We start from the raw sequence: 26444 nt of genomic DNA, 5'->3' as shown, positions 1-26444 counted from the left end.
TTGTTCCCTGATATCTCTAATTATTGACGTAAAATGTGGGTCGATACTCTGATGGAGACAAAGAATCCGATATCACCTGAGGTTTTAAGTTTTCAGGTGTCAGTGCCTCAATGCTCGGAGCTTCACTTTTCTCGTAAGGTTGACCTTTTAGATAGCTTACCGCTTGTTTTACAGATAATCGACCTTGTTTAACCATTTTGTCAGTAGGCGCAAATTCCACGCGATTTCTCAGCAGTCCGCGGTAAACGCCGTGACTGAGGTAGGTTGATATGAGTCCGATCTGATCCGTTTTTCCCACTGTCCTTAATTCGCTGATCGCCGCTTCAATCGCTACAGCACTACCAACTATATAGTCTAGGTCTTCGCGCTCGATAGATTGCTGAACAAGATTTCGCTGAAGCTCCTTGTCATTATCTGCCCAGTAGGTTTCAACAATCTGAATATCACTGTCTTCAATAGCAGTGAGAAAACCACGGATAACAGGCTTAGTGCCACCGCTAGAATCCGGACCGGGGAGTAAAACAATATTTTTAGTCCCGGAGCCTAGAGGATGTTTATCTTTCAAATATTGCCCTGTGTAATAGCCCATCCAATACCAATCGACGCCAACTTCGCCTTTGAGCTGTTTTCTTGAGTGACTACCCAAAATCAGTTCATTAACACTGGCAAAAACAGGAGTATCAACTGCGAATTGGCGCAAACTGTTCATATACAGATCAGGAGCGACTGTGCCCAAGATAATGGCGTCCGCTTTCCACCGCTGGCAGTTTTCAAGTTGTTCTTTTTGTTTAGCCTGATTTGGGTACCCGCCGGCTTCAAATACTTTCAAATCAACCCCAAGCTTTTTAGCCTCGTCTACCATGCCATAATTAACGGAAAGCCAATAAGAGTCTTTAAGGTGGGGGTAAAGCGCGCACAGTCTTAGAGGTCCTTCAGCGGCAGACAAAGAAGCCGGTATGAACGAGCACACCGCAATGGCCATTATAAACAGTCTTATTAGGGAGAAAGCTGGAAGCATGATGTATATCGTTGGTAATCGTTACATAAACACTGCAAAATATAGCGTATTCCCACAGTGCAAAGAAGTGTAATTACTTAATGTTACTTGCTAAAGCCAGTATTGGTCGGAAGTTGCTGTTTGCTTTTCTCGCAATGGCGCTGCTAGTACTGATTTCCGCCTTGATTGGTGTGTTCGGCTTTTCCTCGGTTGCGAAGACAGAAAGGAATGTTGTGAATTCCGCTATCCCTTCCATGATTGAAGCTAGACAAGTGTCTGAACTGAGTTCACGAATCATTGCTTCTGTGCAAACTCTCTCAAATTCTAAATCCGAACTTCAGCGCCAAAAGTCGGGTAAAGAATTGTTCTCTCAGTTGGAAAGTTTACTTCAACATATTAAACAGCTGGGTTCAGACTCTTTTGATTCCAAACTGTTAAGCACGCTAGAAGTTGACGTTCAAACCGTAATCGATACTTTGGTCGAGCTAGGTATCGTTGTAGAGAAGAGACTGGTTCTGGAAAAAGAATTGGGCACGCGGACGGGGGAACTTCGAGAGCAAGCCTCTGAACTAGAGGTCTTGACGCGTACACAGGTTTCAAATACCAGTACTATTGCCATCGCGAATGTCACTCATATTTATGATTTGTTGGAGAAGCAACGCACAGAGCAAGCCTATCAGGCTCTGGACACCTTAGTTGAAGTCGATTTAGACCTAGCCGAGCGCCTACATGAATTGCACTTATTAGCATTCAAAATGCTCAACCATATTGAAGAAACACGCACGATCTCTGACATTGACCGACTTCATACGGTGAGAGAAGAATTCAGTGACAACCTTGAAATCATGAAGCGTCGTGTCAAATCAGTGGAAGATCCTACGCGCTCTATTCAGATGGTCGAATTACTTGACAATTTAGAGCAGGGCAAGGTGGTTTTTGACGTGTTATTGCAACGTTACTCCAATGAAAAATCAGCCCAACAGCTGATGCAAGACACACTAACCCAACTAACAGCATTGAATACGACGGTTAACAAACTGGTGGATCACTCAAACCAAGCAACCACAGATGCAGTTGATGAGTTGAAGACGACACTTAAATACGCTCAACTCAGCCTGACCATTATTACTGTACTCGGTATGTTGACTGCTATCTTTATCGTTTGGAAAGTTGTCTATCTTTCTGTCCTCAAGCGCTTAGCAGAGTACTCGTCTGCATTGCTTTCTATTGCGCAAGGTCAGTTGAACGTTGATGTTGCAGTCAAGGGTAGTGACGAACTTGCCCATATGGGGCAAGCTATTATTACTGCCAGAAACACGGCTCAGGCGCTACAAGTGGTTGCCGAAAGTGAAGCTACAGCCAAACATGAATTGCAACAACATAAAGAGCACCTCGAAGAGCTCGTTACAGAGCGGACATATCAGCTACAAGACACCAACGAGCGCCTCAATCATGCGGTGTTAAATCATGCCAAGGCACGGAGACAGGCTGAGCAAGCCAGTCGCGCTAAATCAGCTTTCCTTGCAACCATGAGTCATGAAATTCGTACACCGATGAATGGCGTACTTGGAACCGCAAGACTGTTAAAAGAGACAGATTTGAATAAGCAGCAAGCGCACTTCGTGGACGTGATAAACCGAAGTGGTACGACACTACTGGCTATCCTCAATGATGTCCTCGACTATTCCAAAATCGAAGCGGGGCACCTAGAGATAAGAGCGGTTGACTTTAGCTTGTATGACATGGTTAACGACGTGAAACAACTCTTTGTAGGGCGCGCAACGGAAAAAGAAATCGACATTAGTGTCCTCATAGAAAGTGATGTGCATAAATTCCTCTATGGTGATGTCACTCGGATTAGTCAGGTACTCACCAATCTGGTAGGAAACGCCGTTAAGTTTACCGATCAAGGGCATGTTGATATCTATATCACCAACGATCCTGAGGTGCGAGGAAATGTGTTGTTTGACGTTTCAGACACTGGCATTGGTATCAGTGAACAAGAACAAGAGAACTTATTTGAGGCATTCACTCAGGCATCAGGTGGGATTGGTGCTAAAGGTGGAACTGGCCTTGGGCTAGCTATTAGCAAACGTATCGTCGAAGCCATGAAAGGGATTCTGACACTAGACTCAGAGGTCGGTCAGGGAAGCCGCTTTAGTTTTAGTATACCTTTAAGCCAAGGGTCAAAAGTGTCCGTAAAAGCGCCGAGTTTACGCGCTCTCCATGCCGCCAAAGTTTTGCTAGTTGAAGACAATCCAATAAACTGCATGGTCGCTGAAGGGTTCCTAAAGAGTTTGGGACACGAGGTTGTTATTGCCCCAGATGGAGAGTCTGCCCAAAAGTTGTACTCTGAGTGTGACTTTGATATTGCGCTGCTCGACATTAACTTACCGGATTGTAATGGTATTGAGTTGTTGGATAAGCTAAAAAGCTTGAGGAGTGACAGTGTCACTCCAATGGTTGCCGTTTCTGCTCATGTGTATAACGAAGAGGTCGAGAGCTATCTTTCTGCAGGGTTCGATGGATATCTACCCAAACCATTAGACAAGGATGCGCTTTGTAGTCTGATACAAGACAGTATCAAAGGACACCAGTTATCGCTTGCTCAAACAGCCGGTAAACAAACGCAAGGCGCCCCTTCATTGGTTCTGGACCCGAGCATTGTTCGTCGAGACAGTCTAGTTTTAGGGAATGATAAAATGAAAAAAATCATTAACTTGTTCGATGAAGGCGCCGATGAAACGATGCATCTTATGCAAACTGCCGTTGAGCATAATGACGCGAATCAAATAAAACAACTCGCGCATAAATTGAAGGGTTCAGCAGGAAGCTTGGGTCTGCTAGCATTATCGGATGTGTGTTTGAGGATTGAAAGTTCAACACAGCCCATCGCCGAGTATTTGGCGGCTCGGACGAAGCTCCAGGCCCTCATTGAAGATTCAAAACAGGCACTAAATGAACTGGTTGACTAGGTATAATTATGATAGAAATTGCCTCCCCCGACTTTTGATGTGTCAGATTAAAGAAACCGACTGGCCTCTATTTCTTCGCTTACATCAAGAGGAGGATGTAATACGTTACGCCTTTGATCAACCTGAGTTGGATGACATTCGCCAACGTTTTGAATCACGACTTCCTGTTTGGCAATGGGGAAGTGCCCATTGGTTGTGTTTAGTGATTACTGATAGCGTCAATCAGAGAGCCGTTGGTGTGACTGGGCTATGTATTGAAGACGAATCTGATGATTCTGTAGAGATAGGCTACCTACTACTTCCAGAATATCATGGCAAAGGTATCGGGACAGAATCACTCTTGGCTTTGATAAAACATATTAAACAATTTTTTCCAACGGTTAAAAACATTAATGCGATCGTTACTGATGGTAATGTTGCTTCATGTAAAGTCTTGGAAAAAGCTGGTTTTGAGCTTATGGAACGGGAAGAAAATGCCTATCAGATAGGTGGTAAGCTCTATGATGATTTGATTTATCGCTTTCACATCTGATTGTTATACCTAGATATAGAGGCAGCGTATAGGCGTCGCACTGCACACCACCCAACTGGAAGAGAACGCTAGGGAAAGCCGCCAAATTTGTTATTTATCCAAATGCTAAAAAGCAGCGTTTTGCTGCTTTTTAGCGTACCAACTGGGTGGGCTAAGCAATAGCCTGTGTGAGTATCTCACGACTTTCTTTGAGAGTAATCGCCTGATTTTCACCTAGCGCTTTCATACCATGCAGCTCTAGTTGATTCACTACGGAATCAATCGCATTTTGCTTATCGCTTCCGTGCTCAGTTAAGCGTGTAGGCACATGCATGGTTTGGTAGAAGCTTTCAATGGCATCAACCGTTCGCTCCGCCAAGTCAGCGCCTGACTCTAAGCCAAATACATTGGTTCCCATTTGCTCTAACTTGGCGCGTTTGTGTGTCATTTGATTGCGCAATAGCGAAGGTTGCACGATAGCCAGAGAGCGAGCATGGTCAACGCCCCAAAGAGCAGTCAGCTCGTGACCGATCATGTGTGTTGCCCAGTCTTGTGGAACGCCACTACCTATTAAACCGTTTAGCGCTTGGTTGGCCGACCACATCAGGTTTGCGCGCCACGCATCGTCGTCACGACTATCAAATTCTTCCCCCAGTTTCTTCAATGTGCGAAGTAAAGTTTCTGCATAGCCGTCTTGTACCATTGCTCCATGGTTAGTGGTTAAGTACTGTTCACAAACATGTACCCAAGCGTCGACAATACCGTTGACCAGCTGTTTTTCTGGTAGTGTTTTCATTACATCAGGATCCATCACGGCAAACTTTGGCTGTACAAATGGACTGAGGAAAGCGAGCTTGTCTTGTGTTTCCGCTTTTGTAATGACCGCCCCCATGTTTGACTCTGAACCTGTCGCAGGAAGGGTCAATACAGCACCGATTGGCGTCGCTTGTGTCACTGGGTGGCTACCTGTCAGAATATCCCAGCCATCACCGTCGTATTTAGATGCTGCCGCAACATACTTAGAACCATCGATCACTGAACCGCCGCCAACAGCGAGAATAAAATCAATGCCTTGTTGTTTTACGATATCAACGGCTTTATCAAGAGTCTCTTTTGTTGGGTTTGGCTCAACGCCTGAAAATTCAACCCACTCATGGCCTGTTAGAGCGTCCAAGACTTGATCATAAACGCCGTTGCGTTTTATCGAACCACCACCGTAGATGATTAAGACTTTATCTGTCGGTTGAATAGATGACTGGATAGAACTGATTTGACCTTGGCCAAAAAGGATTTGGGTAGGGTTAGCGTAAGTAAATTGCATTGTCATTCCTCTTGCTTCAGTTTATCGCCTGATAAGGCAGACTGATTAAGCACTTCGTCATGCGAAGCACTGGACTGTTTTAATGCATATTAGTATTGAAAAATGGTTTTAAAAATATCGAATCCTCTGTTTTTGTTGCCTAATCCTACTTTTTGTATATGCTGATAGAAAAATTGGGAGATAACATGACACTTGCTCAGTTAATGCAACAGTATGTTGATATCTATGAATTAAGCGATCTTGAAGGGGCGAGGGAAACCCAACTAGACGGTGTTTGGTTTTATCGCAGCAGTAAAGGAAACAAACGCCAACCTTTTGTTTACCAATCTGGCGTGATTGTTTTGGGGCAAGGCAATAAAAATATTCACCTTGGCGATCAGCCTGTGCAATACGGGCCTAACGACTACCTAGTGGTGGGCGTCCCTATGCCTCTTGAATGTGAGGCAATCCCAACTAACGGTCAACCTTTACTGGGTCTGACGATAGATATTGACTCACAACTACTGCACCGTTTGGTGAACAAACTTGAAGCTTTAGGCTTTACACCTTGCAAAGAGAACTTGCAGCAAACGTGTGGGTTGAGATCGGTCAGTATGGAAGCGTCAATGTTGGATGTGTGTAAACGTATCATACAGGCACTATGCAATCCGCTAGAACTAGCCTTGTTAGGAGACTCGCTAAAAGAGGAATTAGCTTATCGAGCGTTAACTAGCAGTGAAGGGCACGTGTTGTTTGATTTAGCTCACCACGAAGGGAAATATGCCCGAGTTGCCAAAGCGTTGGATAAAGTCCATCGAAACTACAGCGAGTCGCTTTCAGTACAGCACCTAGCGGAAGAGGCCAATATGAGTATGTCGGCTTTTCACAGTGCATTTCGTCAGATCACACTTGAGTCACCTATCCAGTATATTAAGAAAGTACGCTTAAATAAGGCCAAAGAACTGATTCAGCTCGAAGGGAAAAAGGTCAATGATGCGGCTAGGCTAGTGGGCTATAACAGTGCTTCTCAGTTTTCTCGCGAGTACAAGCGCCACTTTAATGAGACGCCGACAGGTTTGAAACTGCTTAATTAAGAAAAAGAGGAAAGGTTCCTTGAGAAAATTACTGTTTTTTTAAGGGGTTAGTATTGCCATACTCAGCCGAGTAACAAGAGCGGTCTAAATCGCTCTTGTTATACCCCTATAGGAGATCTAGTCAGTCTCTTATGCTAGCCCTCTTACATAAAATGAGAGGGCTTTTTTACAAAAACTGATAACTTTCTGGGACGACCACAATACCTTTTGGTGAAACATGGAACCTTTTGGCATCTTCGATTTTATTTAAGCCAATCTGCGTGTTTGGTGGGATTTTTACATGCTTATCAATAATACAGTTAACTAGTTGACTGCCTTCGCCTACCTCAACATCATCGAAGAGAATACTGTCGACAACCGTTGCACTGTCATTAATTCGCACATTGGGGGAAACAACAGAGTGTTGTACTGACCCACCTGAATTAATTACGCCGTTAGCAATGATCGAGTTGATGAAAATACCTTCATTTCCCGTTGCGGAAGAGACCGTACGAGCAGGGGGGCATTGAGCTTCATAGGTCCTTACTGCCCAATCAGGCTGGTAAAGATTCATTGGCGGAACGGGTTCCAGTAAATCCATATTAGCTTCATAAAAAGAATCCAATGTGCCGACATCTCGCCAGTAACAATCTTTGGCTACTCGTCCTTTATCATTGCAAAAATCATAAGCGTATACGCCCTTTGTATCGATGAGCTTGGGAATAATATCCTTTCCAAAATCATGGCTCGATTCTGAGCAGTCCGCGTCGTCGTCCAGCGCACTGCGAAGGACGTCCATATCAAAAATGTAGATTCCCATTGATGCAAGACTGCGATCAGGTTTACTAGGGATGGTGGGAGGGTTTTGAGGTTTTTCAACGAACGAGGTGATCATGCCGCTTTGGTCTATATCCATGACACCAAACTGTGTGGCTTCTTCTCGACTCACATCCATGCAGGCAATTGTCAGCTTAGCATTATTTAGTTTGTGTTCCTCAAGCATGGCAGCATAATCCATGCGGTATATATGGTCTCCCGATAGTACGACAACATATTTGGCGTCACTTCGCGATAGCAACCACAGGTTGTGATAGATTGCGTCCGCTGTGCCTTCATACCACTTACCACCGCCCCGCATTTGTGGTGGTACAACAGAGATGAACTCGCCAAGTTCAGGGTTAAAAATAGACCAGCCATCACGTAAATGCTTTTGTAGAGAGTGGGATTTATACTGAGTTAAGACAAGAATCTTTCTTAAACCAGAGTGTAGGCAATTGGTAAGCGTAAAATCGATGATGCGATACTTACCGCCAAAGGGCACAGCGGGTTTAGCGCGATCGTCAGTTAACGGGCTAAGCCGTGAACCCATTCCGCCAGCTAAAACTACCGTTAATGTGTCTTGCATGTCTTTCTCCCCGAATCAGTGCGTGTCGTTGCTTCTAAGAAAGTTAGTACAAGTTTCGAGCCAATATTCAACTTATTGAATTTGTGTGCGTTGCGTCTAAATGTGATGGCTTTGTCTTTTAAGTGGGTGCACTAATGTAGGGCGTTGCACCAAAATTAGGCAACCGTATTCATTTCTGCTGAAGAGAGAATGGACACACTATTTCGGCCTAGGGATTTAGACTCGTAAAGCGCAACATCAGCGCGTTTGTAGGTATTTTCGATAGAGTCATCCATTTCAGTGACGCCAATGCTGACAGTAATTTGTTCTTGATGTGCAAGTGACACCGATGTGCGTAATCGATTTGTGACGATTTCAGCTTCCTGTAGACGAGTATGAGGCATGATAATCGCAAACTCTTCACCACCGATTCGTGCGATGAAATCAGTTTCTCTAAGATGTAAATTTAGTGCAACGCCAACAGACTTAATAATTTTATCACCCTCATCATGACCCAATTGATCGTTGACGCGTTTAAAGTGGTCAATATCGACAATCGCGAAACACGTTGGTTCTGAGTCTCTATAGCGTTTGGTCCGTAAACATTGCATGGCCATTTCCTGATCGAATTTACGCCTGTTCCATAGACCGGTCATTGAGTCCTTTTCACTCATCTCCCGAAGCCTATTTTCGAGCTCTTTACGATGTGTAATATCAACAAATGACGCGACATAAAACTGGATCACGCCATTATTGTCAGTCACAGTCTGCATGCGCAAAATCTCAGTAATGAGTGAACCGTCTCGCCGTTTATTGACGACTTCACCTTCCCATAGCCCTTCTTTTTCAAGAGTTTTCCACACATTAATATAGAATTCCTGCTCATGTTTGTTCGCGGCAAAGAAAGAAGGTTGTTTCCCTTTCACTTCTTCAAAGGTATAGCCACTAACACGAGTAAATTCTTCATTCGTCTTAATGATTCGATTGTGACGATCGGTAATTAACATTGCGGACATGCCATTCATAGCGGCTCGCGCAATCTGGCTCTCCAAACTGTTCTTGGTGTGGTTAGAGTTCCAAGTAAGGAAACTAAAGGTGATGAAGACAATAATCACATAGATGGAAATAGCTTGAATCGTCAGTTCTTGTTTACGAGCAAGGTATAATTGCGAGGCCTCCTGCTGCGAGACCTCCGCCACTAAAATAAACTGAATGGGCCTATCTAGGGTATCGATCTCTGCTTTGACGTAAGAAAGCCATTTGCCTTGTTCGAAAATTGTACCATGTTGGTTTAGTAGAAGCTGACGCCACAGTTTAGGGTACATTCTACTCAACTGATATTGCGCATTCTCTTCCACAAGATGGCCCATGATGCGGTCCATTTTTTCCGACATGACGTAGTAGCCTTGTGCATTATATACATCAGGTAGTTCGCTGTTGAATTTGTTGTAAGCAAGGCGCTGATACAAATATTCGAAGTTTAAATTGGCAATGAAATACCCACGACGTTGAGATTGAATATCAACCGGCACAATGATGCGTAAGCTAGGCGTTAGAGGTTTCGCGATATCATTGTTTTCTAGCTCCAAATCGATCCCAAAGGTCCCCAATGTGTTGCTAGGAAGCTGTTGCGCGAATTCAAAGTAATCTCGATGTGATTTGTCTTGCAGTAAATGCTTAGGTACCACTATGCTCGCTCGCTGGTGATGATTGATTCGGACCACTTCTTGACCACTATTATCCAAGTAACGCAGTTGAGAAAAGTAGCCTTGGGTACGCACAACCAGTAACCAAAAGTCCTGCAACGTATCGAGATTCATCCTGTTTGGTTCAAGAACGGCACGGCGAAAAACCCCATTAGTTGAAAGAACGTTAATGGATTCTATAACTTTCGAAGAATGGGATTTTAATTCAGAACGCGCGTATTCAAGTTTGGTTTGTGTAAGCAGATCAACTTGCTTACGTGCTTGTTCTTCAACTTTCGACAACTCACTGGCAAAGTAAAGGGTAGGCACGAAGGCTAAAGTGATGAAAACGAGTACGAATTGCATAAGAATTCGGGAATTTAACTTGAACATTTAGCCCAGCGGCACCACAAACTTATCTAACAATACTATGAATAATTATATGGTCTTCAATCAATTTTACTGTGAGCGGTGTTGAATATCCTATGATACTGATTTAGATGCTGAGCAATGTGATGCACTTTCACAGTATAAGTATCTAACCGGAAAAACCTAAAGACCCTACTCATAGAGTAGGGTCTAGAAGGGCTAAAAGCGTTTTACTTAAGCCGTCACTGCTTCTGACTTGTTTTCGCCGTTGCGATTTTTCAAAAAGGCATAGCCAAATCCAGTCAATACTGTACCTGCGGCAATCGCGGCAAGGTACATTAGAACGGGAGAAATGGCATTAGGAATCAAAAGAACAAACAATCCGCCATGGGGAGCCATTAACTTTGCACCAAACAGCATCGATAGGGCACCAGTCAGTGCACCACCTGCCATGCATGTTGGAATAACGCGCATAGGATCTTTAGCTGCAAATGGAATCGCGCCCTCTGAAATGAAACATAATCCTAGCACGAAAGAGGCTTTACCGGCTTCTCGTTCACTGGGTTCAAACTTGTCTCTGGCGATAAACGTCGCTAGCCCCATGCCAAGAGCCGGAACCATGCCCGCTGCCATAATTGCCGCCATCGGAGCGTATGTCTGAGAAGCGAGTAGGCCAACACCAAATGTGTAAGCCGCCTTGTTGACAGGTCCACCAAGGTCAAAACACATCATCGCGCCTAGAATAACACCCAATAGAACCGCGTTTGTAGAGCCCATAGTGTTGAGGAAATCAGTCATTGCGGCCATAACACCAGAAACTGGACCACCCACGATGTAAATCATCACCAGACCAGTAAAGAGACTCGCAATAAACGGTATGATCAGAATCGGCTTTAATGCGTCCATTGATTGAGGAAGTTGGACTTTGTCGGCGATGAGTTTCGCTGAGTAACCAGCAATAAAACCAGCTGCGATCCCGCCAAGGAAGCCGGCACCCGTTGAACTGGCTAACATACCTCCAATAAGACCTGGCGCTAAACCAGGTCGGTCTGCGATAGAAAATGCGATAAAACCTGCAAGAACAGGGATCATTAAAGCAAAGGCTGAGCCACCACCTATAGTCATCAGGGCCGCCGCAAGCGTTCCCTCTTCTTTAAACGCTTCAATACCAAATACGAACGACAAGGCTATAATTAAACCGCCGGCCACGACAACAGGCAACATATGAGAAACACCAGTCATTAGGTGCTTATAGACACCTTTTTTTCTCTTCAACAGTCGCAGACTCACCAGAACCTGTATGCTGGTAAATAGTGGCTTCAGAGAAGGCTTTATTTAGCTCTTGCTCAGTCTTTTTAAGTGCTGGCCCCGTCTTAGTGCGGTACATAGGTTTGCCATTGAAGCGATCAAGTGGGACGTCAATATCCGCAGCGATGATAACCAGATCAGCGTCAGAAATGTCAGCCTCAGTCAGTTGGTTTTTCGCACCTACTGAGCCGCGAGTTTCGACTTTGATTTGGTGGCCCTGACGTTTAGCTTCATTTTCTAGTGCTTCGGCAGCCATGAAGGTGTGAGCCACGCCTGTAGGGCAGGCAGTAATAGCGACAATCTTCTTAGCAGAAACGTTTGCAGGCGATGCTACAGACTGAACACTCTCAACATTTAACTCGGTTGCATTGCTAACCGCGTGTTGAAGAAAATCCGCCGGGTTTTCGGTGACTTCATTGATAGAGGCTTGATACACCTTTTTACCAACAAAACGCGACGTGTCGACAGGAGTATTGGTTGCAATGACCACTACATCTGCTTTAGCAATATCTTCTGCGGATAGTGTGTAACCAGCTAATACACTGGACTGGCATTCTATATTGGCGCTGAACTTGAGTTGATTAGCGGCTTTTTCTAAAAGCCCAGCGGCTATGATGCTGTTTGCAACCCCGCTAGGGCAAGCTGTAATAATCGCAATATTCATAATCTCGACCTTTGTCCTTAAGCTTTCTGATCAGAGAGCAGGTTGATTTTGATTTGTTCTTGTAGGGTATGTACTTGTTTAATATCTGGGACGCCAACGCCGACTTGACTAACGGCCAAAGCGGATAACGCTGTAGCAAAAGACAACAGTTCTGTTTTATTGAGGGATTGCATATGACCCCAGCAAAGGCCAGCAACGAGTGTATCTCCTGCACCGACAGTACTCACGACGTTCATACTAGGAGGCTGACACTGAATCCATTCGTTTTGGCTTAGCCACATCACGCCTTGTGAACCCATAGAAACCACCACATTCTCGATCCCAAGCTTGCTAAGCTCTTCTGCGGCAGATTGGCACTCTTTTGCTGATTTTAAGGGGTGTCCGACGTAGTCGGAAAGTTCTTCATCGTTCGGTTTTATTAACCACGGTGCGGACGAAATTCCGGCTTTTAATGCTGCACGGCTAGAGTCGAATAAGACTTTCTTGCCTTTTTCTTGCAGGTAAGATATCCAAGATGCACACCGTTCTGGTGTTATGCCTTTTGGTAAGCTACCCGCTAGAACAAAGTAGTCATTGACTTCTACAAGTTGCTCAAGCTTTTGTTCAAATTGAACAAGTGCGGATTCGTCTACGGTGACTCCCGGAAAGTTAACGTCACTCACTTTGCCGCTTTGTTCGACCAGTTTGACGTTAATTCTCGTTGCCCCATGAACACGAATGAACTGGTCATCAGCGCCAATATCTTTGAATAGCTGACAGAACATCTCCTGATTGTCTTTGCCAAGAAAACCAGTAACGGTCACTTCAGCACCTAGGTCTGATAATACCTTTGCGACGTTAACCCCTTTGCCAGCAGCATGCAGTGAACTTTCGTTGACTAGGCTTACTGAACCGGGTTTAAGGCTGGTAAGGCTTCCTGTTAGATCCAATGCTGGATTGAGAGTGATGGTAACGACTTTATTTGTCATAGTGGTTCCTTAGCTTTCACCTAAGCCTGCCTCAATGGCAGCACCGATGGAGGCCAACGCCTCGTTCGCATCAGGACCTTCAGCAGTGAATTGCAGTTGATGGCCCTTTTTCACACCTAGAGCAATGACTTTCATTAAGCTTTTCGCATTGACAACTGAACCTTCGCCATCAAGATTTGCAACTTGTATGTTTGATTCGAATCTTTTGGCTTCGGCAACAAGCATTGCGCCCGGCCTAGCATGTAACCCATGCGCATTTCTAATCACAAAAATCGCACTATTTCCTCTATCTGTTGACGCTTTAGTTGCCATTTCCCCCGTTTTGAACAAAGCAATCAGCTGGTCTGTAGTGGCTTCCGTCAAAAGGCTTTGCTTTCCTTCGAATACCACTTGGCTAATGATCTCTAATTGAGGTGTATGGCTGTTGTTGCAAGCTGAAAACGCGAGCAAGGCTTTGACACTCTTGCCTTGATATTCGCAGTGGTTAGCCGTTGATACGAAAGCTAGGCCGTTACGGCGCACGGCGCGGTTGGAGCTGACAAGCCATAAACCCTTTCCAAGGTGGGTTGGGGGAGTCGTGACCAAGCTCGCCACAAACTCACTACCGACACAACCTGTATTCTTCAGCAATCCGCCGGCAACCGCAGACATTTGAACCATATCGCTCGCTGGGAAGTTAAGCTGAATCAAAGCAGGGTCAAAATCGATTTCTAGTTGTAACTCCCCAGTGAGAAGAGCGATGATTTCATCTTCACTGCTTGCATTTCTTAGTTTCGCCTCGACACCGTCGGCAGATAACACCTTGGTCAGCTGTTTCAAAATGCCCAGATGCTCGTCTGATTTAGCGGCTATCCCAATCGCGACGTAAGCGATATTTCCTTGTCCCCAATCCACACCCTGCGGAAAGTGTGCGATTGAGACACCGGTGGTTTTAACAAGAGAGCGAGTATCAGTAGTGCCATGTGGTATCGCGATACCATTACCAAGAAATGTGGAGTTCTGGTTTTCACGGTCCAACATACCTTGTGCGTAACCGCTTTCTACCAACCCCTTGTTGGTGAGCGATTGAGCGAGAAAGGTAATGGCTTCTTTTTTATCCGAGAAGGATTGCTGTAGCGAGATATCTTGTTTTGTTAGCTTGAGCATAAGCGCCTCAATGGGTTTATTTATCCAATTCAACGGCGTTGAATAATAGAGCTGAATCGTTTCAGCCAATTGATAAAAAAATTCAGCAAATCAAAATATGGCACTTTTGCTTGCTGTGTTATTCAAAATTCAAATCTTTATCAAATATTTCATTTTGCTGAATCCTTTCAGCTTTTATGCTGAATCGTTTCAGTTTATAATGCAAACATTGTAAGGATCATGATTTGGGATTTTTGATCCTATTCACAGAATACATAGGCTTATATGACACTTGATGAAATAGCCAAATTGGCAGGTGTATCGAAGACGACAGCGAGCTATGTCATTAATGGCAAGGCGCAGAAGTATCGAATTAGCGAGAAAACACAAAAGAGAGTCTTGGCGGTTGTTGAAGCACACAATTATCGACCGGACCTCGCTGCAAGTACATTGAGAGCCGGGCAAAGCCGTTCATTTGGTTTGGTCATCCCTGATTTGGAAAACACCAGTTATGCTCGTTTGGCGAAACTGCTTGAACAAAACTCTCGTGCAGCAGGATATCAAATATTAATCGCCTGTTCCGACGATGAGCCTGATACTGAAAAAAATGTGGTTGAAGCCTTAATTAGCCGCAAGGTGGATGCGTTATTTGTTGCCAGTGCAATCCCAGAAGCTAGCGACTTTTATCGCGAGCTACAGAACAATGGAACCCCCGTCATTGCGATAGACCGACCTCTCGATGATGAACATTTTTCCTGTGTCATTAGTGAAGATTTTGGCGCGGCATTTGAGCTAACGTCGTCCATAATAAGTGACAATGTAACTAAAATTGGACTAATCGGCGCACTGCCTGAGCTGAACATTTCGCGAGAGCGAGAGTTGGGTTTTCGGTCGGTTGTCCAAAAAGTGCCAATAGAGGCTATTGTTGGCTACGGTGCACACTTTTACCGTCAAGATGGTCGCGAAGTCCTCGAAGGCTGGATTGCTGCAGGCGATATACCCCAAGCCATCATTACAACCTCTTATACCCTCTTAGAAGGCGTATTAGATGTTCTGTTGGAACAGCCGGACGTGATGGCTAAAGTAAAACTCGCGACTTTTGGTGATAATCGGCTGCTGGATTTCCTGCCGGTAAAAATCAATTCTTTACCTCAACAATTTGAACTGATAGCAGATAGCGCACTTGCGTTGGCATTAAATGCGGCGGCCAAGCGATATCAACCAGGTGTAGAGCTGGTGCCAAGAAAAATCATAGTAAGGCAATAAAGAGAGCCCGGCATTTCAAATGGCCGGGCTCTTTTTTGCGCGTCTAATCAGTATTGGAAACGAACAGACATCGTCACTTGTGGGCCATACAAACCATTGTTGCGAGTTTCTGCAGAAAGAGACAACTGATCGGTTGAGTGAAAACGTACACCCGCGTGAAAGACTGAACTGTCGTCATTACGGCCAATTCTACCCGTCGCTTCAATCTGATCAGCGAGCCACATACGCACACCTATGTTTACTTCAGCCACAGTATCAGACTCGCCACCCGCTTCTTTGGTATATTTGGTCTGGTGGACAAGTAATTGACCATAGACGTCAGCAAACTGACTCATTGGTCCATTGAACCCGATACCGCCTGCCAAATCGTAGTCTTTGTCAAACTGCGTATCTGCTCTCAGAATAAAATGAGAGTTATCAGTGAACAGTGTACTGAATTCAACGCCGCTCATTTCAGGGTTCACCGCTGTGCGTACTTCAAAGAAGTTATAGTTAAAGTTGTTCGCATTGACCGCGCCAGCGAAACCAGTACAAACGAGTGCACTGGTTAGGATGATCTTTTTCAAAGGTAGTACTCCGACTAGCATCAAGTTTTTGACTATAAAAAAGGCTTGCAATAAGCAAGCCAAATACTAGCGCAGTGGGAATACAATTGCTTTAAATTTAAAGTAGTTGAATACGATCGACTTCAATTTCTGGTGTATTTCCACCTTCAAACTCGCCAAAAATACGTAGGTTGGTCGTAGCATCAATCGCTTGGTTTAAATGAACCTTGTTGTCGATTTCAATTTGAATTTCGCTTTTTCCATCAGAGAATACGAACGTATCGCCTTTAATTTGACGAACAATGTTTCCGTCGATTACGACGTTTTTTTCAGTAAACATGTTGCTATCCGCAAGTAGAGTGTCGACGGTAGTCAGGTCAACAGGACCATTAAATTGAATCCCTGACGTTGAGTGGTCTTCTTTTGCAAGTACTAGAGTCGGCAAAAGAACTAGGGCTGCCGCGGTCGTCAAAATCACTTTTTTCATGTTGTTTCCTTTTAAGATAGTGCGTTGTTGATGGTGCTATTACACCATTGCTATTTTGAATAACCTCTGAGGAGAACATTCATGTTCGATTCATTATTGAGTCAACTAAACGAAAGAGGCTATGATTAGGACACACCGCAAAAAGACTCGCAAAATTAGTAGATTATGCAATCAGCATTAAAAGCCTTAATGATTCAGGGTACAACGTCCGATGCCGGTAAGAGCGTATTAGTGGCAGCGTTATGCCGTGTATTGGCAAGAAAAGGGGTAAAGGTGGCGCCTTTTAAGCCGCAAAATATGGCGCTCAACAGTGCGGTCACATTAGATGGCGGTGAAATTGGTCGTGCTCAAGCAGTACAAGCCAGTGCCGCGAATGTTGAAACTACGGTACATATGAATCCAGTCCTACTTAAACCCAATTCGGATACTGGGGCTCAGGTAATCCTGCAAGGCAAAGCTCTCAGTAACATGGAAGCGGTGGGATATCAAAACTACAAGCAAATCGCTTTACCTACCGTACTTGAGTCTTTTTCAATACTCCAAGAGCAATTTGAATCTGTCATGATCGAGGGAGCCGGTAGTCCAGCGGAAATTAACTTACGCGAGAATGACATTGCCAATATGGGATTTGCTGAAGAGGCTGATGTACCCGTTATTATAATCGCTGATATAGACCGAGGAGGTGTGTTTGCTCATCTAGTCGGTACACTGGACCTTTTGACCAAATCAGAGCAAGAGCGAGTCGTGGGATTTGTTATCAACCGGTTCCGCGGTGATATTTCACTACTTCAATCGGGGTTGGATTGGCTTGAAGAAAGAACAGGTAAACCAGTTTTGGGGGTGTTGCCTTATCTTCACGGATTTGACCTTGAAGCAGAGGATGCCATCAATAATCAACAACATACTGGTGAGTCAGCCAAGCTAAACGTCGTTGTCCCCGTACTCACCCGAATCAGCAATCACACCGATTTTGATGTGCTAAGGCAAAATCCAGACATTAACTTTCGCTATGTAGGTAAAGGTGAAAAGCTTGATAAAGCAGATTTGATAATTCTACCAGGCACCAAATCTGTGAGAGCCGATCTCGACTATTTACGTAGCCAAGGTTGGGATAAAGATATCGCCCGACATTTAAGATTAGGTGGGAAGGTGATGGGAATTTGTGGCGGGTACCAGATGTTAGGACGTCATATTAGCGATCCTTTAGGCGTAGAAAGCGTTGCTGGTGAATCACAAGGCCTCGATTATTTATCGGTTTCCACAGAGTTAACCAAAGAAAAAGCACTGACAAACGTATCCGGAGTGTTGGAGTTGAATAATCAAACTGCACCAGTGAAAGGGTATGAAATTCATGTCGGTAGAACATTAGGGAATGGCAACTCTCCAGTCTCCTTAGAATCCGGTCCATCAGATGGTGCTATCAGTGACTGTAATCAAATCTTTGGGACTTATTTACATGGTATTTTGGATACCCCACAAGCGTTAGCATTGATTTGTCGTTGGGCGGGGGCGGAAAGCATTGCTTCTATCGACCATCAACAGAATCAAGAAAATGCAATCAACCGAATAGCCGATGCTGTCGAACAACACATGAAGCTAGACTTAATCTGGCCGGAACTTTATACCTGATATTGATGAAATTTTTTACTCAGCGACTCTTTTGCACCTTTTTGACTCTCATTTTCTCTGCGACAGTTCATGCCTCAGTTAACGTTTATGCTGCGTCTTCTATGACCAATGTGATTAAAACGTTAGCTGAAAAATACCAAGCAGAAACAGGCGTAAAGGTAACGCCTGTATTCGCGGGTTCTTCTTCCCTTGCTCGGCAAATATTGAGTGGAGCACCTGCTGATCTCTATATATCAGCCAATACTAAATGGACTGATTATCTAGTTCAGCAAGGTGTGATTAATAGTGACGCCGTCACAAAAATTGCTCATAATCAGTTAGTCGTGATCTCACCTAAGACCGATGCAGCACCACTGGAGTTAGAGAGCCGAGAACAATGGTCAAAGCGCTTATCAGGTCAAAGACTAGCGATTGGTCAAACCAATGCCGTTCCTGCAGGAATGTATGCCAAAGAAGCCCTTGAGTCGCTTGGCTTGTGGAGTGGCTTGAATGAGCAACTCGCCCCCGTAAACAATGTAAGAGTCGCCCTTACTTTAGTTGAACGTGGCGAAACGCCACTTGGGATTGTTTATAAGACGGACGCGCTAGTGAGTGATAAAGTAAAAGTCATTGGTACGTTTCCGGCTTCGAGCCACACGGCTATTACGTACCCTATGGCAAAGCTGAACGACAAGCAAACCACCAAGGACTTTGCTGCCTTTATAGAAAGCGCCCAAGCTCAGTCAGTGTTTAAACAAAACGGATTTAACTAGGATTATCTTCATTGCTTTCTGATTACGAATATCAGGCGCTACTGCTTAGCCTGAAAGTTGCGTTTTATACTATCTGTTGGCTGATTCCTATCGGGATCGGATTTGGTTGGCTGCTGGCTAAAAAGCAGTTTGTCGGTAAAAGCTGGCTCGACAGCTTAATTCACCTTCCTTTGGTACTTCCTCCTGTCGTTATTGGTTATTTACTCCTCATTTCAATGGGACGCCAAGGCTTTATTGGCCAATGGTTATATGAATATTTCGGATTGGTCTTCTCTTTTAACTGGAAAGGGGCTGTACTTGCGTGCGTGATCGTTGCTCTACCTTTGATGGTTCGCTCAATTCGCCTCAGCTTAGAGAATGTGGATCCTAAACTTGAGCAAGCAGCCGCGACCCTTGGTGCCTCTCCGCTTAAAATATTCTTTACCATCACAATACCGCTGACAATTCCAGGAATCATCACAGGGACGATGCTTTCATTCGCACGTAGCCTTGGTGAGTTCGGAGCAACAATCAGCTTTGTGTCGAATATTCCAGGTGAAACGCAGACCATTCCTTTAGCTATGTTCACCTTCATTGAAACTCCGGGCGCAGAGCTTGAAACGATGCGTTTATGCATTATATCCATTGTCATTGCCTTAGCCTCATTACTTGGTTCAGAAGTCCTGACTCGTCATTGTGCGAAGAGATTGGGGACACAGCGATGAGTGATATTCGAATTCAGTTCAAGCAAACATTAGGCGAGCAGAAGTTTGACATCGATGTGTCGGTGCCAGAAAAAGGCATTACCGCTATTTTTGGTCGCTCCGGAGCAGGTAAAACTTCACTTATCGACGTGATTGCAGGCTTGAGAACACCTGATGAAGGTGAGATTACTGTTTCAGGCAAACCTCTTTATAGCTCGCAATCAAAAATAAACGTTTCTGCCCATAAACGCCGCGTAGGTTACGTTTTTCAGGAATCGAGGTTATTCCCGCACTATCGGGTCAAAGGTAATCTTTTGTATGGTGTGCGTGAATTGGATCAAAAGCATTTTGACAAGGTAATCAAATTACTGGCGCTAGAACCTCTTCTTAAACGATACCCGATACAGCTCTCTGGGGGAGAGAAACAACGCGTAGCAATCGGTCGAGCACTACTTTCCAAACCAGAAATACTTTTGATGGATGAGCCACTGGCATCGCTAGATATTCCACGCAAGCGCGAAGTATTGCCATTTTTAGAGCAGCTTGCCAGTGAGATTGAAACTCCCATCATTTATGTTTCGCATAGCCTCAATGAGGTCGTGCGCTTGGCAAACCACATTGTTGTTATCGATGATGGCAAAGTGGTAACTTCAGGTAGCCTAGAAGATGTTTGGTCATCTAGAGCTATGAGGCCATGGCAATCCTTCTCGGGCCAAAGCTCGTTGTTTGAAGCGACGGTTGTTCACCACAACACAAACTATGCACTGTCTAAAGTGAAATTGGCGGATAATGTGTGTATTTGGGTGCAGCGTTTAGAAATTGCGCCAGAAGCGAAAGTGAGACTACAGGTGAGAGCGAGTGACGTGTCGATCGCCTTGGATAAGCCTGAAAAAAGTTCAATTCGGAATATTCTCCAAGCGAAGATTGCTCAAATCCAAAGCCATTCTCAAGGCACAAATCGGCAGAGCGTATCAGTTAAATTAGAACTCAGCGCAAACTGCTATTTATGGGCGACGATCACCGCTTGGGCTAAGGACGAGCTAGAACTCCAAGAAGGGATGGAAGTCTATGCACAAATCAAAGGGGTAAGTGTAACCCAAAGAGATGTGGTATTGAGCCATTAAAAAAACGCCGCATATTACGGCGCTGATTCACTGTGGTTTATTTGACGAATACGTCAGTGAAGTCACGTTTAAGGACGGGGTCGCGACGCGCTTTCTTAATCTGCTTCACCATATCTTTGACACAGTTGTGAAGAACTTGGTCTAGCAGCTCCGCACGGTATTCTTCTTTCTGTTCATCGGTCATGTCTTTAGGCAGGTTAAGGGTAGGGAACTCTTCCATAACATTAAGGCCTGCGAACGCCTGACTCACCGAGATCAGAGCATGAAACTGCTCAAAGCTATCGAGAACATTTTGAGCACTTTTTGGTAACTCATCCCAAGCTTCACGAACCGCTTCTTCAGACACTTCATGAATTGATGTCACCATTAAGTGCATTGCCTCAGGCACTTCGTCGAATTCGATCACTTGGCGAAGTTCTGCTGAAACCGTAGAAAGATCTACTTTGGGTTGTTCTGTTTGATTTTCGTCAGACATTAGTACTATCTCATAAATTATACGTATAAAGCGGAGTTATCCTAAAAAATCCTCATTAAATGTCAACCTTAGTGGAGGATTTGGTGTACTTGGCGTATTCTTTAATATAACCAGCTGATTTTACGGCGAGTTTACAGACAAAAAGGTAGCAGAATTGGAACTGTCGGGATCATCGATGAAAATACTTTTGGTCGACGATGTGCAAATGGAGCGCATGCAGTTGGCTATACGTCTAAAACAGCTGGGGCATACTGTCGAAATGGCAGCGTCAGGGGAACAAGCGTTGGAATTATATCCAACCTTCGAACCTGAACTCATATTACTTGATATTTCAATGCCTGAGATGGATGGCTTTGAAGTGTCTCAACGCATTCGCTCTATGTACACGGAGTGGATACCGATTATTTTCTTGAGTAGCCACGATGAGCCTGCAATGATCGCCAATGCAATCGACGCCGGTGGGGATGATTACCTGACAAAACCTGTCGACAAGTTGGTTCTCGCCTCAAAGCTCATCGCGATGCAGCGCATTGCTTTTATGCGACGTGAACTCAATCAGAAAACGTCAGAGCTAGCAAAAGCGAATCAAGAGCTGGAAAAACTGGCCAGTGAAGACGGTCTGACCAAAGTGAAAAACCGCCGTTACATTGATGAGAAACTTCGTGAAATGATCGCTAATCACGGCCGTCATAATTTGCCTCTGAGCCTAATCTTAATCGATGTCGATCACTTCAAGTTGTTTAATGATAACTACGGTCATATAGAAGGTGATAAGTGCTTAGTCGAGATTGCCCAGGCTTTAGCCTCTCTCTTTTCACGTAGTGGCGAGATTGTTGGGCGTTACGGGGGGAGGAATTCGTGATTGTGCTGGGGCATACAAATGCTGAGCACGCCCGAAAGCACGCTATGCGTATTCATTCCACTCTAGAAAAACTGGCAATTAGACACGGCCATAGCTCAGTGTCCGGTTTTGTTACAGTGTCGCAAGGGGTTTGCAGCATCACACCGACCGGAAGAGAGACACCGGACGATTTGTATTCTAAAGCGGATCAAGGTTTGTATCAGTCAAAGAGTGATGGAAGAAACCGATTTAGTTATATTGATTGATGCTTCGGGACAAGAGAAAAACAGGTTCAGCAATCGCTGAACCTGTTTTTCTCTTATTCATCGTTATTCACGCTGCTTCTATACGGTTTCTACCTGCACGTTTCGCTTTATATAAGGCTTCGTCAGCGCTTTTCATTACATCGCTGACGCTTTCTGCGTCGCTATGATCTGCCACCCCTATACTAATTGTGACGTTCACGTGATCATGCGAGCTGGATTTTTACGCTTTTTGACACCTGTTTTGTCGTTTTTGGGCCTAGATTTCTCATTCCTGACTACCATTTCATAATCTTCTATCGAAGCCCGTAGGAGTTCTAAGTGTTCCAAACTTTCATCGACGTTTTTATTTTTAAACAATACGGTAAATTCTTCGCCACCATAGCGATATACCTTAGCACGACCGCCCACTTGCTTCATTCTAGTCGCAACAAGCTTGAGTACATCATCGCCCGTCTCATGACCGTAGGTATCATTAAAAGATTTGAAGTGATCAATATCGAGCATAGCAATGGTGTAACGTTTCCCTAAATGACGTAAGTCAGACTCCAAGGCTAGACGGCCGGGTATATCCGTCAGCCTGTCTTTAAAAGCTAGCTCGTAACTTGCTGAAAACATGTAGATTAGCAATAGGAACCCAGAAAGGGTAAACATAGTACTGGATACATATTTTACGTGGAAGAAAATAAAAGTTGCCGCATTGAGGGTGATGGCGGAATACACGACAACATCGATAATACGGTTCAATTTTAGGACGAAAATCGCACTCAGTAGAACTGCCCCCAAAGAGTACAAAACCAGTATCAATGGGAGCCTTGATATACTGGGTTCAGAGTATAGATAGGTATCTTGAAAGCTTTGGAAACCGCCCTCATACAAATAAGTGAGAACTAGATAACACCAGAGTGCAACAAGTGACAGTGTCACTAAATACAGCAAAAAGGATTTGCTTAATACGCTTCTTTCCTTGTATGGATAGACCAATGCACATGCAATAGGGACGACAAAGGAGAGCAGGGAGAGCTCAAGTAAAGTCGAACCAGTTGAAAGTGAGCTCTGTAAATGTTCTTGTATGTACCAGTATACAATCAGCATTGTGACTGCGACCATAGCAATCCGAGACTGTTTAAAGGCATGGCCTAGGCCAATAACACTCAGGAACAAAAAGTATGGGAGGTTAGAAGTAATGCTAAAATTGGCCTGAGTGAGAACAATGACGCTATTCATACCCAAACCTATCATCGCTAACAGCAGTACTGGAAACGTTAAACGAAACCAATTTGTTGTTACCAAAGAAAACGACATTTACTTAGCCTTTGCTTTATTCATTAACTTCTTAATATACGACTCTTAGAATACTTTGATTTAATGATTTTCCAAGCTTTTTACTAAACTAATGAATGAAAAGTGAGTGTTAGTATGAACATTAGCCAAAAAGTGAGGGCAAAGCATCCGTAAAACAGAATTGTGTTTTATAGTTAACTGATACTCATAAGAAAAGTGAGAATCTTAAAGGAGTTAAGGTTTATGCAAATTAGTGTTGATGTTCACAACTACATGGAAACACTGGTAGGACAGGTTTTAGCCGACAGTCAGTATACTGACAGGTTTGATCATGAACAACTCGCAGATTTGGCCTGTTTGGCATTAAGTCAACTCAGACCCGTATACATTAGACATGATATCGACTTTTTGTCTGCCTTGTCTGAAGAACGGTTAGTCGTACTAAAGAAATATTCTGAGACCGCGGTAGAAGCGGCACTGACCATGATAGTTGACGATAGACGCAGAAATCGTAAAGATGAAGTACCAATCATGTTCAGTAAACCGCGATTCGATGACGATACCGAACTCGAATGGTTTGAAAAACCTCTGATCGTAAATAACCAAGATGCCTAAAGGAGTGATTAGGTGGGACTATTTTCTCGTTTGTTTGGTGGTGTTGATAAAGCCAAAACTATCGTTGAACCAGTGGAATACAAAGGTTTCTTGATTTATCAAGAATCACTACCTGAAGGCGGCCAATATCGAATTGCCGGCCGAATTACAAAAGAATTAGAAGGGCAAATCAAAGAGCACAGATTCATACGCTCAGACGTTCTTGCGTCACAAGCAGACGCCGATGAGTTTATGTTAAAAAAAGCACAAATGTTCATTGATCAGATGGGAGACACTATTTTTAATTAGTCTTTTGCAATGTTGACGGACGTCATAAATATGGGAGCCATTAGCCGTTATGCTGATGGCTCTTTTATTTTGTGTATTGCCTCTACTTGTGTGATTTAACAATCATTCAAGCCAACTGGTTCGACCTCTCATTTTGAAGTGAAAGCGTCGTTTCATTATCACGTAATACTCGAAGTGCTTCATTACCAAAGGTTATATGTAATGATATTTTGTGTTTTTGTTACAAATTGCTTGAAGTTAATGAATCCGTTAGATAAAAACAATTAATCATTGTAGCCAGTAGTCAAGGAATAACTATGCAGATTGGTGTGCCAAAAGAAATACTCGCGGGAGAAACGCGAGTGGCAGCCTCGCCCAAGTCGGTTGAGCAGCTGTTGAAATTAGGATTCGATGTGAATGTCGAATCCAGTGCAGGAGAACTTGCCAGTTTCGATGATCCCGCATTTGAATCATCAGGGGCAAAGATTGTCACCACGGAAGAGGTGTGGCAGTCAGACCTTATTCTTAAAGTCAATGCACCAAGCGATGAAGAAATTGACCTAATCCAAGAAGGAACAACACTCGTTAGCTTTATTTGGCCTGCTCAAAATCCAGAGTTAATGGAAAAACTGTCGAGTAAGAAGATTAACGTGATGGCGATGGATTCAGTGCCAAGAATCTCAAGGGCTCAAGCGTTAGATGCATTGTCTTCAATGGCTAATATTGCTGGTTATCGTGCTGTAGTAGAAGCAGCTCATGAATTTGGTCGATTCTTCACAGGCCAGATAACCGCTGCTGGTAAGGTACCGCCTGCAAAAGTACTTGTTGCTGGAGCAGGGGTAGCTGGTCTTGCGGCTATCGGCGCGGCAGGGAGTTTAGGCGCCATTGTGCGTGCCTTTGATGTTCGCCCGGAAGTGAAAGAGCAAGTTCAATCAATGGGAGCGGAATTCCTAGAAGTTGATTTCAAAGAAGACTCTGGCGCGGGAGATGGCTACGCGAAAGAAATGTCCGAGGAATTTAACAAAAAAGCGGAAGAGCTGTACGCTGAACAAGCGAAAGATGTTGATATCATCATCACCACGGCACTCATACCTGGGCGACCAGCGCCTAAGCTCATTACAAAAGACATGGTCGATAGTATGAAAGCAGGCAGTGTCATCGTCGATTTAGCGGCCGCAAATGGTGGCAACTGTGAATACACCCAAGCTGATAAAGTCATCACAACCGCGAATGGTGTTAAAGTTGTTGGCTACACTGATATGGTAGGTCGTCTCCCGACTCAATCATCTCAACTTTATGCCACCAACTTGGTCAATCTGCTTAAACTTCTCAGTAAAGAAAAAGACGGAAATATTGATATCGACTTTGAAGATGTCGTATTGCGCGGTGTGACGGTTGTTAAAGAAGGTGAAGTTACTTGGCCAGCACCACCAATTAAAGTGTCTGTTCAACCAGAGCAAAAACCGATCGAGCCAGTCAAAGTTGCAGAAAAAGTGGAACAGCCCGTTTCTCCAATCAAGAAACTTGCGGCACTGGCAATCGGTGTAGGCGGTTTTGCCTGGGTCGCCTCTGTTGCTCCTCCCGCTTTTCTCTCTCACTTTACAGTATTCGTTTTAGCTTGTGTTGTTGGTTACTACGTTGTCTGGAATGTGACACATGCACTTCACACTCCCTTAATGTCAGTGACTAATGCGATTTCAGGCATCATTGTCGTCGGTGCTTTGTTACAGATTGGTCAGGGAAATGGCGTGGTCTCTTTCTTAGCATTTATTGCCGTTTTGATAGCAAGTATCAACATATTTGGCGGCTTTACCGTCACGAAACGTATGCTTGAAATGTTCCGTAAAGATTAAG

At 44.3% G+C, this 26444-nt stretch carries 20 protein-coding genes and 3 pseudogenes; 12 read left to right on the top strand and 11 right to left on the bottom strand.

What is annotated here, in order from left to right; translation table 11 throughout:
* Nucleotides 1-16: 16 nt before the first annotated feature.
* Nucleotides 17-1018, bottom strand: a complete 1002-nt coding sequence (gene torT, locus KW548_24430; GenBank protein ID QXX08719.1) for a TMAO reductase system periplasmic protein TorT — start codon at nt 1016-1018, stop codon at nt 17-19.
* 80 nt (nt 1019-1098) lie between these two features.
* Here torT and torS point away from each other — a divergent pair, with 80 nt between their 5' ends.
* Together torS and KW548_24420 are read left to right on the top strand one after the other, a co-directional pair.
* The gene (torS, locus tag KW548_24425) at nt 1099-3972 is read left to right on the top strand and encodes a TMAO reductase system sensor histidine kinase/response regulator TorS (protein ID QXX08718.1); all 2874 of its coding nucleotides are present in this window, start codon (nt 1099-1101) and stop codon (nt 3970-3972) included.
* A gap of 37 nt (nt 3973-4009) precedes the next feature.
* Complete coding sequence (locus tag KW548_24420; protein ID QXX08717.1) at nt 4010-4504, top strand: GNAT family N-acetyltransferase; 495 nt, start codon at nt 4010-4012, stop codon at nt 4502-4504.
* Nucleotides 4505-4655: 151 nt separating this feature from the next.
* Here KW548_24420 and KW548_24415 read toward each other — a convergent pair whose 3' ends face one another.
* A complete protein-coding gene (locus KW548_24415) occupies nt 4656-5804 on the bottom strand; it encodes an iron-containing alcohol dehydrogenase (GenBank protein QXX08716.1) in 1149 nt (382 codons plus the stop codon).
* Between the two features lie 185 nt (nt 5805-5989).
* On the opposite strand from KW548_24415, the gene KW548_24410 reads away from it, so the two are divergent.
* Nucleotides 5990-6877: an AraC family transcriptional regulator gene (locus tag KW548_24410; GenBank protein QXX08715.1), complete on the top strand. Its 888-nt coding sequence runs from the start codon at nt 5990-5992 to the stop codon at nt 6875-6877.
* A gap of 166 nt (nt 6878-7043) precedes the next feature.
* Here the strand turns inward: KW548_24410 and glgC are convergent, their stop codons facing one another.
* The 5 genes and pseudogenes from glgC to fruB all read right to left on the bottom strand — a co-directional run bounded on the left by glgC (nt 7044) and on the right by fruB (nt 14380).
* A complete protein-coding gene (gene glgC / locus KW548_24405) occupies nt 7044-8261 on the bottom strand; it encodes a glucose-1-phosphate adenylyltransferase (protein ID QXX08714.1) in 1218 nt (405 codons plus the stop codon).
* Nucleotides 8262-8416: 155 nt separating this feature from the next.
* Entirely contained in the window at nt 8417-10318 is a 1902-nt protein-coding gene (locus KW548_24400; protein ID QXX08713.1) for a diguanylate cyclase, read from the bottom strand.
* 210 nt (nt 10319-10528) lie between these two features.
* Nucleotides 10529-12266, bottom strand: a pseudogene (fruA, locus tag KW548_24395) (PTS fructose transporter subunit IIBC).
* A gap of 17 nt (nt 12267-12283) precedes the next feature.
* On the bottom strand, nt 12284-13234 hold the full coding sequence (gene pfkB / locus KW548_24390; GenBank protein QXX08712.1) for a 1-phosphofructokinase: 951 nt from the start codon (nt 13232-13234) through the stop codon (nt 12284-12286).
* Nucleotides 13235-13243: 9 nt separating this feature from the next.
* Complete coding sequence (gene fruB / locus KW548_24385; protein ID QXX08711.1) at nt 13244-14380, bottom strand: fused PTS fructose transporter subunit IIA/HPr protein; 1137 nt, start codon at nt 14378-14380, stop codon at nt 13244-13246.
* 264 nt (nt 14381-14644) lie between these two features.
* Between fruB and cra the strand changes: the two genes are divergently transcribed.
* Nucleotides 14645-15625, top strand: a complete 981-nt coding sequence (cra, locus tag KW548_24380) for a catabolite repressor/activator (GenBank protein QXX08710.1) — start codon at nt 14645-14647, stop codon at nt 15623-15625.
* A 47-nt stretch (nt 15626-15672) separates the two neighbouring features.
* On the opposite strand, the gene KW548_24375 is transcribed toward cra, so the two are convergent.
* Together KW548_24375 and KW548_24370 are read right to left on the bottom strand one after the other, a co-directional pair.
* On the bottom strand, nt 15673-16191 hold the full coding sequence (locus KW548_24375; GenBank protein ID QXX08709.1) for a hypothetical protein: 519 nt from the start codon (nt 16189-16191) through the stop codon (nt 15673-15675).
* 97 nt (nt 16192-16288) lie between these two features.
* Nucleotides 16289-16657 carry a NirD/YgiW/YdeI family stress tolerance protein gene (locus KW548_24370; GenBank protein ID QXX08708.1) on the bottom strand — a complete coding sequence of 123 codons (369 nt, stop codon included), beginning with the start codon at nt 16655-16657 and terminating at the stop codon, nt 16289-16291.
* A gap of 165 nt (nt 16658-16822) precedes the next feature.
* Between KW548_24370 and KW548_24365 the strand changes: the two genes are divergently transcribed.
* The 4 genes from KW548_24365 to modC are packed head-to-tail and all read left to right on the top strand — an operon-like array spanning nt 16823 to nt 20845.
* Nucleotides 16823-18286, top strand: a complete 1464-nt coding sequence (locus KW548_24365) for a cobyric acid synthase (GenBank protein ID QXX08707.1) — start codon at nt 16823-16825, stop codon at nt 18284-18286.
* Nucleotides 18287-18291: 5 nt separating this feature from the next.
* Nucleotides 18292-19038 (top strand): molybdate ABC transporter substrate-binding protein, encoded by a 747-nt coding sequence (gene modA / locus KW548_24360; GenBank protein QXX08706.1) that lies wholly within the window; start codon nt 18292-18294, stop codon nt 19036-19038.
* An 11-nt stretch (nt 19039-19049) separates the two neighbouring features.
* Entirely contained in the window at nt 19050-19742 is a 693-nt protein-coding gene (gene modB / locus KW548_24355) for a molybdate ABC transporter permease subunit (GenBank protein ID QXX08705.1), read from the top strand.
* Nucleotides 19739-20845, top strand: coding sequence for a molybdenum ABC transporter ATP-binding protein ModC (gene modC, locus KW548_24350; protein QXX08704.1), 1107 nt, complete (start codon nt 19739-19741; stop codon nt 20843-20845). The genes modB and modC overlap by 4 nt, the downstream gene beginning before the upstream one ends.
* A 37-nt stretch (nt 20846-20882) precedes the next feature.
* On the opposite strand, the gene KW548_24345 is transcribed toward modC, so the two are convergent.
* On the bottom strand, nt 20883-21320 hold the full coding sequence (locus tag KW548_24345; protein QXX08703.1) for a DUF3069 domain-containing protein: 438 nt from the start codon (nt 21318-21320) through the stop codon (nt 20883-20885).
* A gap of 175 nt (nt 21321-21495) precedes the next feature.
* Between KW548_24345 and KW548_24340 the strand changes: the two are divergent.
* Nucleotides 21496-22427: pseudogene (locus KW548_24340) on the top strand (diguanylate cyclase).
* Between the two features lie 67 nt (nt 22428-22494).
* On the opposite strand, the pseudogene KW548_24335 reads toward KW548_24340, so the two are convergent.
* Nucleotides 22495-23729, bottom strand: a pseudogene (locus KW548_24335) (GGDEF domain-containing protein).
* A 222-nt stretch (nt 23730-23951) separates the two neighbouring features.
* On the opposite strand from KW548_24335, the gene KW548_24330 reads away from it, so the two are divergent.
* The 3 genes from KW548_24330 (at nt 23952) to pntA (ending at nt 26443) form a co-directional block, all read left to right on the top strand.
* On the top strand, nt 23952-24323 hold the full coding sequence (locus tag KW548_24330) for a late competence development ComFB family protein (GenBank protein QXX08702.1): 372 nt from the start codon (nt 23952-23954) through the stop codon (nt 24321-24323).
* Between the two features lie 12 nt (nt 24324-24335).
* A complete protein-coding gene (locus KW548_24325; GenBank protein QXX08701.1) occupies nt 24336-24611 on the top strand; it encodes a transcriptional regulator in 276 nt (91 codons plus the stop codon).
* Between the two features lie 296 nt (nt 24612-24907).
* Nucleotides 24908-26443 carry a Re/Si-specific NAD(P)(+) transhydrogenase subunit alpha gene (pntA, locus tag KW548_24320; GenBank protein ID QXX08700.1) on the top strand — a complete coding sequence of 512 codons (1536 nt, stop codon included), beginning with the start codon at nt 24908-24910 and terminating at the stop codon, nt 26441-26443.
* The last annotated feature ends 1 nt before the right edge of the window (nt 26444 follow it).

Source organism: Vibrio neptunius (assembly GCA_019339365.1).
GTDB classification, from domain to species: Bacteria; Pseudomonadota; Gammaproteobacteria; order Enterobacterales; family Vibrionaceae; genus Vibrio; species Vibrio neptunius.
Note: the sequence above shows the minus strand (reverse complement) of the source record. Positions and strands in the feature narration are given on the sequence as shown.